This window comes from Vibrio hippocampi, assembly GCF_921292975.1.
GTDB lineage: Bacteria > Pseudomonadota > Gammaproteobacteria > Enterobacterales > Vibrionaceae > Vibrio > Vibrio hippocampi.
In genome coordinates this window covers 241,456-256,404 of sequence record NZ_CAKLCM010000001.1, presented here as the reverse complement: position 1 = coordinate 256,404, position 14,949 = coordinate 241,456, and the positions used below count along the sequence as shown (strand labels likewise).

The following is a 14,949-nucleotide window of genomic DNA, read 5'->3' as shown; positions in this document are numbered from 1 at the left end:
TTGATAATTTTAGTGGGCGAACTATAGCAGAAAATCACCAAAACAAAAGCTCTGTATCACATTTCATACAATAAATTGCTAAATCTCACTCCGATTACTCAAATCCAGCCTCTTTCCGCAAACGAGACCACTTGACCATCGCCAATAACAAAGTGATCGAGTAAAGAAATATCCACCAAAGCGACAGCATCGGCAATACGACGAGTCACTCTTCTATCGGATTCACTGGGCTCCGCAATCCCTGATGGGTGGTTGTGTGCCAATATTATCCCCTTAGCATTATGCTCTAAAGCATGCTTGACGATTTCTCTTGGGTAGATAGAGGCAGAGTCTAGTGTTCCCTCAAACATCATTTCCTCCGCTATCAATCTATGCTGTGTATCTAAAAACAGCACATAAAAGGCTTCTCTCGTTCTGTGTCTCAGTTTATGCGTTAAATATTTTTCAGTTTGTTGAGATGAAATCAGTGCATCACCTCGCGTTATCGTTTCAGATAAATATCGATGACTCATCTCCAATACAGCTTGCAGTTGCGTATATTTTGCCGTTCCTAACCCTTTATGTCGGCAGAACTCATCCACTGGCGCAGAGAATAACGCGCGTAAAGACCCAAACTCTCGCAACAACTGATCGGCCAACTGAATCACATTGACGCCTCGAGTACCGGTTCTTAGGAAGATAGCCAATAATTCCGCATCGGTAAGGGTATGACTTCCCCGAGTCAATAACTTCTCTCTGGGGCGTGAATCATTGGGCAATGATTTAAGCATACTGTCACCTTGTCCTTTCTCCATTTGAAGCCAGTATCTGAATCAAACGCTAGATGCGCAAATGAGGCCTCCTCTTATGAGATAACTAAGCGCAAAACGGGTAACCTTCATAATAAATAAGGAGGAGTCAAAGTGACCTGTGCTATGAAAGTAGAACCAATAAATGACATTTGCTATCTTAGCTCCAGTATTTTTTAAGGAGCAGGCTATGCAACAAACATTAGCGGGAAAGAATATTCTTCTCGGAATTAGCGGAGGTATCGCTGCCTATAAATGCGCTGATTTAACCCGCCGTCTTATCGAGCGTGGTGCAAAAGTGCATGTCGTCATGACCAAAGCAGCGCAGGAGTTTATTACCCCGTTGACGATGCAAGCTGTCTCTGGAAACCCCATTTCGACAAGTTTGTTCGACCCTACGGCGGAATTGTCTATGGGGCATATCGAATTGGCCAAGTGGGCAGATCTAGTATTGCTGGCTCCAGCGACTGCGGATTTAATCGCTCGCGTTGCCGCCGGTATGGGCAATGACTTGCTCAGTACGCTAGTCTTAGCCACCGACGCCCCTGTTGCGGTTTCTCCGGCGATGAACCAGCAGATGTATCAAAACATCGCAACCCAAGAGAATATTGCTACCCTTGCTCGTCGCAACATGATGATTTGGGGTCCTGGTAAAGGGGAGCAGGCGTGCGGTGATGTCGGCATGGGACGTATGTTAGAACCCATGCAATTAGTTGGCTTATGTGAGGACTTCTTTGCACCTAAGCCTTTACACGGTCGTTCCGTCGTCATTACCGCCGGTCCGACCCGTGAAGCTATCGATCCTGTGCGCTACATCTCCAACCATAGCTCTGGAAAAATGGGATTTGCTCTAGCAGCAACCGCCGCCAAACTCGGCGCGAACGTCAGCTTGATCTCGGGTCCTGTTTCTTTAGCCACCCCGAATGGTGTCAATCGTATTGACGTCACTAGCGCTGAAGAGATGTATCAAGCGTCGCTAAAGTTGGCTAAGCAACACGATATTTTTATTGGCTGTGCCGCAGTTGCCGACTATCGACCCGAGCATCTTGCCACTCAAAAAATCAAAAAAAGTGCCGATAATGATAATATGCATATCAGCATGGTCAAAAACCCTGACATAATAGCGGCAGTCGCCAGTTTAACTGAGGCTCGTCCATTTACTATTGGCTTTGCGGCAGAAACTCAAGATGTAGAGAACTACGCCAAAGATAAACTGCAGCGCAAAGGGTTAGATATGATTTGTGCTAATGATGTTTCTGTTGAGGGACAAGGCTTTAACAGTGACAACAATAGTATTACCGTATATTGGGCTGACGATAAGAAAGAGTTAGGGTTCGGCAGTAAAACTGAATTAAGTCAAGCTATCCTGCTCACAGCGCTCGGGCAAATAGACTAACTAAATCACGCTATACTCGCCAAAATAAAACCTGCCTAAAGGCAGGTTTTCTGCTGTGAGAGCATGGCTTTAGTTAGAGATTGCTACCGAGCTCAATCATTTCACATATCGTACTACAGAAATAAAATCCCCATGCTGTAGACTGTCGATGCTCAGCACGACAAACTGGGTGAAGACACCGACAAAGTGACTCAATCTCACTTTGCCGGTAGATGAAATTTGTTGTTTTCAAAAGGAATAGGATTTATGTCCGCTACGAGAAAGTCGAATAGAAAAGAAGAAATTCTTCAAGCGCTGGCAGAGATGTTGGAATCAAATGAAGGAACATCACGCATAACAACGGCCAAGCTTGCTAAGCAAGTGGGCGTATCAGAAGCGGCTCTCTATCGTCATTTCCCAAGCAAAGCTCGAATGTTTGAAGGGCTGATTGAGTTTATTGAAGACTCGTTAATGTCTCGCATTAATCTCATTCTTGATGAAGAAAAGGATACACTGGCACGTGTACGTCTTGTGTTACAACTGATCTTAGGCTTCTCTGAACGAAACCCCGGATTAAGCAGAATCCTATCTGGTCACGCTCTGATGTTTGAAAACGAACGCTTACGCGACCGCATTAACCAACTTTACGATAGAATTGAAACCTCGCTTCGCCAAATCCTGCGTGAGCGAAAGATTCGTGAAGGGAAAAGCTTCCCTGTTGACGAAAGCGTACTTGCTGCACAACTTCTTGGTCAGGTCGAAGGTTGCCTGAATCGATTTGTTCGCTCAGACTTCAAATACACCCCAACGGCTAGCTTTGATGAGTATTGGGCACTATTAAAACTTCAACTGCAGTAATCAAATAAAATTTATGAGCAACGAAGACAGAATTAACAAACATCTATACGACGTCCGTTTTGAATGGGCGTTTCTTCATCCTCGCTACTGGGGGATGTGGCTAGGCATATTTTTCGCAGCACTGCTCGCCTTTATGCCGGTGAAATTGCGCGATCGACTGGCCAGCTACTTATCGACTATTGTCGTTAATAGAAATGGTCGTGTGGTAAAAAGAACACGCGTCAACCTTGAGTACTGTTTTCCAGACAAGTCCCCCGAAGAAATCGATACCATTGTCGCCGCAACGTTTGCGAAAGCGGCACAATATCTCTTTGGCTATTCGGAGTTTTTGGTTCGTTCAACCAAACACAACCAAAGCCGAGGAGTCATGATTGGTGAAGAAAACTTAACGCCTCTGCTTGAACAGGGCGAACGCGTCATCATACTCGCACCGCATGCTTGGGCAGTGGATTACCCAGCGGTCATGTTGGCGGCTCAAGGTCACAAGGTCGCAAGTATAATGAAGCCGCAAAAAAACCGTTTAGGTGCTTGGCTGATGCATGTACAGCGTATGCAGTATGGTGGGCGAATTTTCTCAAGAGAAGCTGGTATCAAACCATTTATTCGTTCGATCCAAGACGGCTATATTGGCTACTGGCTACCCGATGAAGACCATGGTCCAAAGAACTCGGTGTTTGTACCATTTTTCGGTACAGAAAAAGCCACACTCAAAGGCTTTGGTAAAATGGCGCGAGTTTGTCGTGCTAAAGTGGTTCCGATGCTACCTGCCTATAATGATAAAACAGGTAAATACGAGGTTCACGTACTCCCTGCTCTAGAAAACTTCCCAACAGGGGATGAGGAGCTAGATGCTCGAGCAATGAATAAAGCGATCGAGGACTTGGTGACAGAGAGACCAGAGCAATATATGTGGAATCTTTACCTGCTAAAAACGCAAAGAGATGATTTCAAAATCTACGAATCCACCAACAAAAAATAGTCTATAAAAAATGCGAGCTGAGCTCGCATTTTTTATGCCGGCTGGCAACGAGGACAGAAGAAGGTATTTCGCTGACCAATTTTTTGCTGCTGAATGAGTTCATCACAAACTCGGCAAGGTTCTCCTGCGCGTCCATACACCTGTAACTCCTGAGCAAAATAACCCGGTTTTCCATCAGTCTGAGCAAAATCTTTCAGCGTCGTGCCCCCCTGTTGAATGGCTTTATGCAGTACCAGCTTGATCTCTTTAACCAATCGCTGCCAATCATCAAGTGAGAGTTTATACGCTGGTATGATCGGCGCTACCTTAGCCGCAAACAGAGACTCGCTGGCGTAGATATTTCCCACACCAACCACATGACTGTTGTTCATAATAAAAGTTTTGACTGCGACCCGTTTGTTGTTTGCTCGCTCTTGCATCCACTGCGCCGAAAAGTCATCACTTAAAGGCTCTGGACCACAATTGTCAATCAACGCATGAGACTCTCCCGCTTCACTCCACAACCAAGCGCCAAAACGACGCGGGTCGTTATAACGCATCACTTTACCATTTCCCAACACCAGATCGACGTGGTCATGCTTGGTTGGCTCGGGCGGATGCTCAAGCACTCGCAAACTGCCCGACATACCCAGATGGATGATAGCCGTCCCGGCATCGGTATCAATCAACAGATACTTTGCTCGCCTGCGAATGGACTTGATTGTGTGTCCATGCAAACCGTGAATCTCCTCGGGGATCCACCAACGCAGTTGACGCTGGCGAACCACGATATTTTTTATTATCTGTCCCTCTAAGTGTGGCGTGATGCCCAGACGGGAGACTTCAACTTCAGGTAATTCAGGCATAGTTCGACTCTACGGGTTCATGTTGTGGAGTATGAGCTGTTGATCGTTCAAGCTGATCGCCAACCATTGGCTGTTGTAGTTCTGAATCAGCCAAAAAGTTTGCATATTGTAGGCGGTCACACGTTGCGGTTCTTCGATGTCTTGATACCAAATTTCTACCGTTACAGGGCTCTCCATGCTAGGTCTAAGTTTTTGCAACAAAGAATCATCGACTAGCGTTCCTCGCATTTCTCCCCAGGTAGAGACGATTTGCTCCGCCTGCTCACTTAAAGACGCCGGAATCGCCAACCATTGGTCATCGAAATAGAATTGTACTCCGTTGTAATTCAGTTCGATCGGTGCTTGATAAGGGTTGAGTACCGCAGCTTCAGGGTCAACGACGGACGGGGCAATCAAATATTGCTTAATCAATTGAGGCGAAGCCATCACCAAAATAAAAAGGGTAATGGCAACAATAAGGATGGTATTCCAGCGACGTCGCGTGATTTTAAAACGCTTAATAAACAACATAATCGGCAATTAATTCAATTTATTACGATCATCATCATCGTCATCGCCTTTACGCTCAAACTCGCCTTCAAAGGTATCGCCTTGCTGACGATCATCAAACGGATTTGAACCAAAAGGACCTTGCTGATGAAAACCACCAGCACCAAAGTTTCCTCCTGACACGGTTTTGACCACCATTTTCGTCATTAAGTACTTTGCCATAACCGCACGCGGGGCTGGCAATAGTACCAACATCCCGAAAGCATCTGTCATAAAGCCCGGCGTCAACAATAGAACCCCAGAAACAGCCAACATCACTCCCTCAAGGATTTGCTGAGCGGGCATCTCTCCTTGTTGCAGGCGGGTTTGTACTGACATCAAGGTTTGCAGTCCCTGACTACGAACTAAAGATGCACCGACAAATGCCGTCAACAACACCAGACCAATCGTTGGCCATAACCCTAAAAAACCACCGACTTGAATAAACAGACCGATTTCAATAATCGGCACAAAGATAAACAATAAAAGTAAAACGGCAAACACTAGGCACTCCTTTCGCCACGACGGGCGCTGTCTGTTTCGTATATCGCTGCAGCTTGGTATATCGCTTCAATTCACATACAAAACAGTGATGAATCTATGAATTATCCTTAGTTTACGCATAGCTGGCTGTAAATCACAACAAAAGAGAAGTAGAAGCCTGTTAGCTCACACTTTCACCAAGATAAATAAACCGTATTTCATTGCCTTACCCTGCTGTTGATTCATTAGCCATTATTAGTATTAAATTGCTGAAAATAGCGATCTACTTCTCGTCTTTAGTTGTCGCTTTGAGTAAGATATCCCTACACGCTGGGACGCATAAAAGTACCGCTGTGAATGGATTCTTAAAGCAATGATAGCCACACTGTTTTGTACGCAGAATAACTATAAGGATCCAAGGTATGGCAACTTCATCTTTACTCTCTCAAGACTCAACAACGACCGCGACTCGCATTGAAGAAGACCTACTCGGTCAACGCCACGTTCCTGCAGACGCTTATTATGGTATCCACACCCTACGCGCCATAGAAAACTTTAATATCTCTAATGCCACCATCTCTGATGTTCCAGATTTTGTTCGTGGCATGGTCATGACCAAAAAAGCGGCAGCGCTCGCTAACCGTGAACTCGGCGTTCTGCCAAAAGACACTTCACAATACATCATTCAAGCGTGTGATTTAATTCTTGATACTGGCAAATGTCTTGACCAGTTTCCTTCCGACGTATTTCAAGGTGGCGCTGGCACCTCCGTCAACATGAACGCTAATGAAGTCATTGCCAATGTCGCTCTGGAGCTTATGGGCAAACAAAAAGGCCAGTACGAATTCATTAACCCCAATGATCACGTCAACAAAAGCCAATCCACCAACTGCGCCTATCCTACGGGATTTCGTATTGCGGTCTACAACACCGTACTCAAGCTGATTGATGCCATCGAATACCTCAAAGGTTCATTTGAAAATAAGAGCCAAGAATTTTCCACAATTTTAAAAATGGGTCGCACTCAACTTCAAGACGCCGTCCCAATGACCGTAGGACAAGAGTTCCATGCTTGGGCGGTGACCTTAAACGAAGAGATCCGCAACCTGGAGTACACCTCGAAACTGCTTCTTGAAGTCAACTTAGGCGCAACGGCTATCGGCACTGGCTTAAACGCCGCAGAAGGCTACCAAGCACTAGCCGTGAAACACCTCGCTGATGTGACGGGCTATGACTGTGTCCCTGCTGAAGATTTGATCGAAGCCACCTCAGACTGCGGTGCATACGTGATGATTCATAGTGCTTTCAAACGCTTAGCGGTTAAGCTCTCAAAGATTTGTAACGACCTAAGATTGCTCTCTTCAGGTCCACGAGCGGGTCTAAACGAACTAAACCTGCCACAACTGCAAGCAGGTTCTTCCATTATGCCAGCCAAAGTCAATCCGGTGATCCCAGAAGTAGTCAACCAAGTCTGTTTCAAGGTATTGGGTAACGACAACACCATCTCATTTGCAGCAGAAGGGGGGCAGTTACAGCTCAATGTAATGGAACCCGTCATTGCGCAAAGCATGTTTGAGTCAGTTAGCATCCTGAAAAACGCTTGCATCAACCTCCGTGATAAGTGCATTGACGGTATTACGGTCAATAAAGAGGTATGTGAACACTACGTCTATAACTCTATCGGCATCGTCACCTACCTTAATCCCTATATTGGACATCACGAAGGCGATATCGTCGGCAAGATTTGTGCAGAAACAGGCAAGAGCGTAAGAGAGGTCGTCTTGGAACGAGGACTACTCACCGCGGAGGAATTGGATGAAATCTTTGCCGTAGGCAACTTGATGAAGCCGCAATACAAAGCGAAGCGCTACGATTAAGCTCCTTTACCAAGGCCCTTCAAAGGGCCTTTTTGCTATTGAAGCCACTCTAAACTAGGTTTAAACACAGAGATTTAAACTTGGTAGTACAAACAAATAAATTAAGATATTAAGAGGAAAACATATGGTTGCTATAGAGCTGGCCGTGGTACTGCTGTTTATTTACTTCGGGGCACGTATTGGCGGCATTGGAATTGGGCTTGCAGGTGGTGCGGGTGTCGTCGCACTCTCTTTAATACTTGGGGTTCCAACCAGTCAAAGCTATATTCCTGTCGATGTCATTCTCATCATCATGTCGGTGATCACTGCCATTGCGGCGATGCAGGTCGCGGGTGGCATGGATTGGCTAGTACAATTGGCGGAAAACTTTTTAAGAAAACACCCTGAAAGAATCACTTTTTATGCGCCCATTGTTACCTTTCTTATGACCTTACTTGCGGGTACTGGACACACTGCTTTCTCGACATTGCCTGTGATTGCTGAAGTTGCTAAAGGACAAGGAATTCGACCCTCTCGTCCTCTATCTATCTCCGTCGTCGCTTCACAGATTGCGATTACCGCCTCACCGATCTCAGCGGCGGTCGTCGCATTTGCTGCGATGCTCGCACCAATGGGCGTTGACTACCTGACTCTGCTCGCAGTATGTATTCCAACGACCTTTATTGCTTGTATGGCAGGCGCATTTGTTGCCAACTTTATGGGCAAAGATCTACAAGATGATGAAGTGTATCAACAGCGTCTCGCCAAGGGACTGGTCAAATTAACCGATGCTCAACAGCGTGTGATTCCCGCAACAGCAAAAACCGCGACCTATATCTTCTTAGCCGCCATCGCCTTTGTGGTTTGTTATGCTGCGGCGATTTCTGGCTCAGTTGGGCTTATCAAAGATCCGACATTAGGTCGCAACGAAGCGATTATGACCATCATGTTGACTGCGGCGGCGGCCATTACTCTGTTCACCAAGATTGATGCGTCTAAGATCCCCTCTGCCGCGACTTTCCGCTCAGGGATGACCGCTTGTGTCTGCGTTCTAGGCGTAGCATGGCTTGGCTCAACATTCGTTAACGCACACGTCAATGACATCAAAGAAGTCGCAGGAGAACTGTTAGAAGGGCATCCATGGATGCTCGCGCTCGTGCTGTTTTTTGCCTCTATGCTGCTCTACTCCCAAGGCGCAACGACGGTAGCTTTGATGCCAGCGGCGCTAGCAATTGGTGTCGCGCCATTGACGGCGGTTGCCTCCTTTGCTGCGGTCAGTGCGTTATTCGTACTTCCAACTTATCCAACCTTGCTGGCTGCGGTCGAGATGGATGACACCGGTTCAACACGTATTGGACAGTATGTCTTTAACCATCCGTTCTTTATTCCGGGCGTGGTGACTATTTCGACTGCTGTGGCATTGGGCTTTGCGTTTGGTGGCTTACTGATTCATTAATCGGCTGAATATTAAGGGTCACCCTAGATACCTCTATCAACTCAAGAGAAAAATTAACTCAAGAGACGAGTTTTAGGTAACGGGACTATCGTGGTGACTCTTTTTTTATTTTGCTTGAAACATTTCCCTCTATCTTCCTGTCTTAACTTCATATAACCTCACTCAATTGGTATAAGATTTACTCTGCTGTTATGAGACAAACATTTAAAAAAATTCTATTCATACTGCTGATCTTGGTTGCGACACCAAGTTTTGCACTGTTTGGTCAAGCCGATAACAGTGGTGCCTTTGCGCCTCAAGCAAACAATCGCTTTGTTGCTGTTGATGAAGCCTTTGCCTTTAATTTCTATCAGCAAGACAACCGTCTGTTTTTGGACTGGCAAGTCAAAGAGGACTATTACCTTTATCAAGAACGACTGAATATCAGTGGACAAAACCTCACCATCGATAACATCAGTTATCCCGATGGAACGCCGTACCAAGACGAATTTTTTGGTGATGTCCATATCTATACCGAACCGCTGTTTGCAGAAGTCACATTGAGCCAGTATCAACCGGGCTCTCAAGTCATCGTTCAATATCAAGGCTGCGCCAAAGCTGGTTTCTGTTACCCACCAGAGACTCGAGTGATTGATATCGCCCCTTTTGTCGATAGCGCCCCTTTTGTCGATAACACCAAAACGCCAGCAGTCAACAACGCAGAAAACTTACCCCAGAGGCAAACCGATCTGTCATCCACTTCTGCGCCGCAAGATCTGACATCGAAGCTCGAACAAAACTGGTGGACGCCAGCTCTATTTCTATTGCTGGGTGTTGGGCTTGCTTTTACGCCTTGCGTCTTGCCTATGTATCCCATTCTTACCAGCATCGTTTTGGGAACCGGCAAACGCAGCCAGAAGCAGGCACTCTGGCTGTCATTTATTTATGTTCAGGGAATGGCGCTCACTTACACCCTACTAGGTTTAGTCGTTGCCTCCGCTGGCATGCAGTTTCAAGCGGCGATGCAGCACCCGTATGTGTTGATCGGCTTGAGTGTTCTGTTTATCGCTTTAGCGCTGTCTATGTTTGGCGCCTACACCTTACAATTACCTAGCCGTGTGCAAACTTGGCTCAATGGTCTTAGCAACAAGCAACAAGGTGGCAATGTCCTTGGTGTGTTCGCTATGGGCGCGATCTCAGGTCTAGTGTGTTCACCTTGTACCACAGCGCCGCTCTCTGGAGCGCTGCTCTATGTCGCGCAAAGCGGAGATCTGATTACTGGTGCGGTTGCTCTGTATGCCCTTGCACTCGGGATGGGGATTCCATTGATTGCGGCGGCGGTGTTTGGCAACAAGCTGCTACCGAAAGCGGGGGGCTGGATGGACCGAGTTAAAATTCTGTTTGGCTTTGTTCTACTCGCCGCACCTCTATTCCTGTTGGAGCGAATCATTCCTGAGTTTTGGGCAAGTCTCTTATGGAGTCTATTGGGTCTTGCTGCCTTTGGTTGGCTTTATCACCAAAAAAATCAATTACCGTTTGGATCTTGGAAGCAAACCTTGGTGGGTATTGTTGCCGTATTAGGGATTATTGCCTCGATTCAACCTCTGCTGCAACTGTGGTATTCATCGCCTAGTCAATTGACTATTCAGACCTCGAACGTCGAATTTATTCACATCGACAACCTGAATGAACTACAAGCGGTCTTGGCACAAGCTAAGCAGGACAATAAACCGGTCATGTTAGATTTCTACGCTGATTGGTGCGTCGCCTGTAAAGAGTTTGAAAAGTACACCTTCCATCATGCTCAGGTAGAACCTGTCCTCGAACAATTTGTCTTAGTACAAGCAGACGTCACCAAAAATCAGCCACAAGATATTGAGTTGTTAAAAGCAATGCGTGTATTGGGACTGCCGACGATTGAGTTTTGGAGTCGTCAAGGTGACCCATTGCCGAGTGCTCGTCTAACGGGCTTTGTTAAAGCTCCCGAGTTCTTACAACACCTTGAAAAAAATGGCTTGATACAATAAAAAGTCGATTTTCATCAGAGTTTTGCACCAAGTTGATTGTGGGAAGATAGGTAGACATCAATAATAGATGTTAACATTTCATCAACACAATGGAATCACATGGAACTGAGCTATAGCATCATAATTGCCGACGACCACCCGCTGTTTCGCAATGCGTTGTTTCAATCAGTGCATATGGCCATTGGTGGTGCGAACCTGTTGGAAGCCGACTCGCTCGAGTCACTTTTGGCTCTTCTCGAAAAAGGGGAAGATCCAGACCTGATTCTACTTGACCTAAAAATGCCAGGCGCGAACGGTATGTCAGGACTTATCCAACTGAGAGCCGATTATCCCGATATTCCTATCGTGGTTATTTCGGCCAGCGAAGAGCCTAGCATTGTCTCTCAAGTCAAAATGCACGGCGCTTTTGGTTTTATCCCTAAATCCAGTGATATGAAAACCCTAATTGCCGCGCTGAATCAAGTGCTTGAAGGTGACCCTTACTACCCTGCCGCATTACTGGTCAATCAAACTCAACAGCATACTGAATTGGCAGACAAAATTGCCACCCTCACGCCTCAACAATACAAGGTTTTGGGGATGTTGTCGGATGGTCTTCTCAATAAACAAATCGCCTATGATCTCAATGTATCTGAAGCAACGATTAAAGCGCACATGACTGCTATTTTTAGAAAGCTTGGGGTAAAGAATCGCACGCAAGCCGTCATTCTATTGCAGCAAATGGACAGTGAGGTTCAGTAAGCATCATCATTGCGGTAAAAATGACGCTAACTAACCTGATACCGTGTCTAGGTTGTGTAACTCATATCCTATTATGTAACGAAAGGTGATCTTCATATTGGTGGATATGAGATAACATACGATAATACCCTTGCTGCGCTTATTTGCTGTCCTTATTCACAGCAGGAAACCGCGTCCACCTCTTGGCTTACTCATACCTTGGGAGTGTACCCTTGCTAACCATTATTGTGACTCAATTTGTTGTACTCTGGGCCGTCATTGATCCTATCGGCTCCGTTCCTGTCTACCTATCACAAACTGCGCATCTTGATACCAAGCACCGACGTATCGTTGCTCTGAAAGCCGTCGCCATTGCTACCGGTGTACTGCTGTTTTTCCTTTTCGTCGGGCAACTTCTGCTCGAAGCGATGCAGATCCCTCTCCCCGCTTTTCAGGCTGCTGGTGGATTGGTGCTGCTACTCTTTGCCTTAACCATGATATTTGGCGAAAGCAAACCGGAAGAAGAAATTAAACTGAGTGGCGAAACCAGTCGAGCGCAATTGGCGGATCTTGCCGTCTATCCACTTGCCATCCCTTCAATAGCCTCACCGGGCGCTATGATGGCGATTGTGATGCTGACAGATAACCATCGTCACTCAGTGATCGATCAATCAATTACCGCTTTGGTGATGTTAGTGGTTCTGCTGATCACCTTGGTTTTACTCTTAGGGGCAAGTCGGATCCAGAAATGGATTGGTAATGTGGGTGCGGCCATTATTAGCCGAGTCATGGGTTTGATTTTAGCCGCTGTCGCCGTCAATAACCTGTTACAGGGAATAAAAGACTTCTATATTTAGTCAAAATCATTAGACCTTAGGCTAACTTAACATTGCCTTAACAATTAACATTTGCCGTGCTCGTCAATTAAACACCTGTATTGCAGGTGTTTTTTTGTTTTTACACCTCGACTAAAGTTGCAATGCTCTTCTTTCTCTCTCCTGCTACCTTATCTGAGACCACAAATGTTAACAACCTGTAACAAAGGAGAGCGTTATGGCGTTTGAATCATCGGAACAAGCACAAGCCTACTGGAAAGAGAACCTAGGCGTGATGGGTACACTATTAGCAACCTGGTTTTTGGTTTCCTATGGTGCAGGGATCCTATTTGTTGATGTACTCAATACTATTCAATTTGGCGGCTTCAAACTCGGTTTCTGGTTTGCTCAGCAAGGATCGATCTACACCTTTGTTGTACTGATCTTTGTTTATGTGGCTCGTATGAATGCGCTAGATAAAAAATACAACGTACAAGAAGACTAAGAGGCAACATAATGGATATTCAAACTTGGACGTTTATTCTCGTCGGCATTACTTTTACCCTCTATATCGGCATTGCTATCTGGGCTCGTGCGGGCTCAACGAGCGAATTCTATGTAGCTGGTGGTGGCGTACACCCAGTAGCAAACGGCATGGCTACCGCCGCCGACTGGATGTCAGCGGCTTCCTTTATTTCTATGGCAGGCATCATCTCCTTTATCGGTTATGACGGCGGTGTGTATCTTATGGGTTGGACCGGTGGATATGTACTGTTAGCACTCTGTCTCGCTCCTTACCTCCGTAAGTTTGGCAAATTCACTGTGCCTGACTTTATCGGTGATCGTTATTACTCAAAAACCGCGCGCATGGTGGCGGTCTTTTGTGCCATTTTCGTTTCTTTCACCTATGTCGCCGGTCAGATGCGTGGCGTCGGTGTGGTATTTGCCCGATTCCTTGAGGTCGATATTAACCTTGGGATTGTCATCGGCATGGCCATCGTTTTCTTCTATGCGGTAATGGGAGGAATGAAAGGGATAACTTATACGCAGGTCGCCCAGTATTGTGTGCTTATTTTCGCCTTTTTAGTTCCTGCGATTTTTACCTCATTGATGATGACCGGTTCGGTATTCCCACAAGTCGGCTTTGGTTCGACCATCTCCGGCACCGATACCTATCTGCTGGATAAACTGGATGGCTTGACCCAAGAGTTGGGCTTTACCGCCTATACCGATGGCTCTAAAAGTATGGTTGATGTGTTCTTTATTTGTGCAGCTTTGATGGTCGGTACTGCGGGTCTACCGCATGTGATTATCCGCTTCTTCACCGTTCCTAGAGTGAAAGATGCTCGTATCTCGGCAGGTTGGGCACTGGTGTTTATCGCTTTGCTCTACACTACCGCACCAGCGGTCGCCGCCTTTGCTCGCGTGAATATGATCGATACCATTAATGGTCCAGATATGAAGGGGGTTGCGGCAACCGAAGCGCCAAGTTGGTATAAAAACTGGGAAAGCACCGGTCTAGTCGCTTGGGAAGATAAGAACGGAGACGGCAAGATGTTCTACTCTGGCGATGAACGCAATGAGATGAAAATCAACCGTGACATTATCGTTCTCGCGTCTCCAGAACTTGCTCAATTACCTAACTGGGTCGTTGCGTTACTGGCGGCAGGGGGACTCGCGGCGGCACTGTCCACGGCAGCGGGTTTGCTACTGGTTATCTCAACCTCTATATCTCATGACTTGCTGAAAAAAGGCTTCAAGCCCAATATGACCGACAAGCAAGAGTTGCTCGCCGCGCGGATCGGTGCCGCATTGGCCATTGTCGGGGCGGGTTATTTGGGGATTAACCCACCGGGGTTCGTTGCTCAGGTCGTCGCCTTTGCGTTTGGTCTCGCGGCTTCATCCTTCTTCCCCGCGATTATTCTCGGCATCTTCTATAAGAAGATGAACAAAGAGGGCGCGATTGCCGGTATGTTGTCAGGCATTGCCTTTACCGCGGCTTACATCATCTACTTCAAGTTCATCAACCCAGCTGCCAATACGCCAGATAACTGGTGGTTTGGCATTAGCCCAGAAGGCATTGGGACATTGGGTATGTGCCTTAACTTTACGGTATCAATTATCGTTAATAAGTTCACGGCTGAAGTCCCTCAGAACGTACAAGATATGGTGGAATCCATTCGCTACCCGAAAGGATCAGGCGCAGCGCAAGACCATTAATATTCAATGATTTAACTAAC

At 46.4% G+C, this 14,949-nt stretch carries 14 protein-coding genes; 10 read left to right on the top strand and 4 right to left on the bottom strand.

The genetic code is table 11. The annotated features are described in order from the left end of the window. Positions 1-98: 98 nt before the first annotated feature. On the bottom strand, positions 99-770 hold the full coding sequence (radC, locus tag L9Q39_RS01230) for a RadC family protein (RefSeq protein ID WP_237483338.1): 672 nt from the start codon (positions 768-770) through the stop codon (positions 99-101). 208 nt (positions 771-978) lie between these two features. Between radC and coaBC the strand changes: the two genes are divergently transcribed. From coaBC to lpxM, 3 genes are all read left to right on the top strand, one after another. After that, positions 979-2,184 carry a bifunctional phosphopantothenoylcysteine decarboxylase/phosphopantothenate--cysteine ligase CoaBC gene (gene coaBC / locus L9Q39_RS01225; RefSeq protein WP_237483337.1) on the top strand — a complete coding sequence of 402 codons (1,206 nt, stop codon included), beginning with the start codon at positions 979-981 and terminating at the stop codon, positions 2,182-2,184. 246 nt (positions 2,185-2,430) lie between these two features. Beyond that, positions 2,431-3,021, top strand: a complete 591-nt coding sequence (gene slmA, locus L9Q39_RS01220) for a nucleoid occlusion factor SlmA (protein WP_237483336.1) — start codon at positions 2,431-2,433, stop codon at positions 3,019-3,021. Positions 3,022-3,034: 13 nt separating this feature from the next. Further along, a complete protein-coding gene (gene lpxM / locus L9Q39_RS01215; protein WP_237483335.1) occupies positions 3,035-4,000 on the top strand; it encodes a lauroyl-Kdo(2)-lipid IV(A) myristoyltransferase in 966 nt (321 codons plus the stop codon). A gap of 32 nt (positions 4,001-4,032) precedes the next feature. On the opposite strand, the gene mutM is transcribed toward lpxM, so the two are convergent. Genes mutM through L9Q39_RS01200 form a run of 3 tightly spaced genes read right to left on the bottom strand, consistent with a single transcriptional unit; the run spans position 4,033 to position 5,877 of the window. Further along, positions 4,033-4,845: a bifunctional DNA-formamidopyrimidine glycosylase/DNA-(apurinic or apyrimidinic site) lyase gene (gene mutM, locus L9Q39_RS01210; RefSeq protein ID WP_237483334.1), complete on the bottom strand. Its 813-nt coding sequence runs from the start codon at positions 4,843-4,845 to the stop codon at positions 4,033-4,035. A gap of 9 nt (positions 4,846-4,854) precedes the next feature. Next, the gene (locus L9Q39_RS01205) at positions 4,855-5,355 is read right to left on the bottom strand and encodes a hypothetical protein (RefSeq protein ID WP_237483333.1); all 501 of its coding nucleotides are present in this window, start codon (positions 5,353-5,355) and stop codon (positions 4,855-4,857) included. Between the two features lie 9 nt (positions 5,356-5,364). Beyond that, positions 5,365-5,877, bottom strand: coding sequence for an FxsA family protein (locus L9Q39_RS01200; RefSeq protein ID WP_237483332.1), 513 nt, complete (start codon positions 5,875-5,877; stop codon positions 5,365-5,367). A 401-nt stretch (positions 5,878-6,278) separates the two neighbouring features. Here L9Q39_RS01200 and aspA point away from each other — a divergent pair, with 401 nt between their 5' ends. The 7 genes from aspA (at position 6,279) to L9Q39_RS01165 (ending at position 14,929) form a co-directional block, all read left to right on the top strand. Next, complete coding sequence (aspA, locus tag L9Q39_RS01195; RefSeq protein WP_237483331.1) at positions 6,279-7,733, top strand: aspartate ammonia-lyase; 1,455 nt, start codon at positions 6,279-6,281, stop codon at positions 7,731-7,733. Positions 7,734-7,857: 124 nt separating this feature from the next. After that, positions 7,858-9,168: an anaerobic C4-dicarboxylate transporter gene (locus tag L9Q39_RS01190; protein WP_237483330.1), complete on the top strand. Its 1,311-nt coding sequence runs from the start codon at positions 7,858-7,860 to the stop codon at positions 9,166-9,168. Between the two features lie 191 nt (positions 9,169-9,359). Continuing rightward, positions 9,360-11,174, top strand: coding sequence for a protein-disulfide reductase DsbD (locus L9Q39_RS01185; RefSeq protein WP_237483329.1), 1,815 nt, complete (start codon positions 9,360-9,362; stop codon positions 11,172-11,174). Positions 11,175-11,273: 99 nt separating this feature from the next. Beyond that, on the top strand, positions 11,274-11,915 hold the full coding sequence (locus L9Q39_RS01180; protein WP_237483328.1) for a response regulator transcription factor: 642 nt from the start codon (positions 11,274-11,276) through the stop codon (positions 11,913-11,915). 212 nt (positions 11,916-12,127) lie between these two features. Beyond that, entirely contained in the window at positions 12,128-12,751 is a 624-nt protein-coding gene (locus L9Q39_RS01175; RefSeq protein ID WP_237483327.1) for a MarC family protein, read from the top strand. A 196-nt stretch (positions 12,752-12,947) separates the two neighbouring features. Next, positions 12,948-13,214 (top strand): DUF4212 domain-containing protein, encoded by a 267-nt coding sequence (locus L9Q39_RS01170; RefSeq protein ID WP_237483326.1) that lies wholly within the window; start codon positions 12,948-12,950, stop codon positions 13,212-13,214. Between the two features lie 11 nt (positions 13,215-13,225). Continuing rightward, positions 13,226-14,929 carry a sodium:solute symporter family protein gene (locus L9Q39_RS01165; protein WP_237483325.1) on the top strand — a complete coding sequence of 568 codons (1,704 nt, stop codon included), beginning with the start codon at positions 13,226-13,228 and terminating at the stop codon, positions 14,927-14,929. Positions 14,930-14,949: the final 20 nt, after the last annotated feature.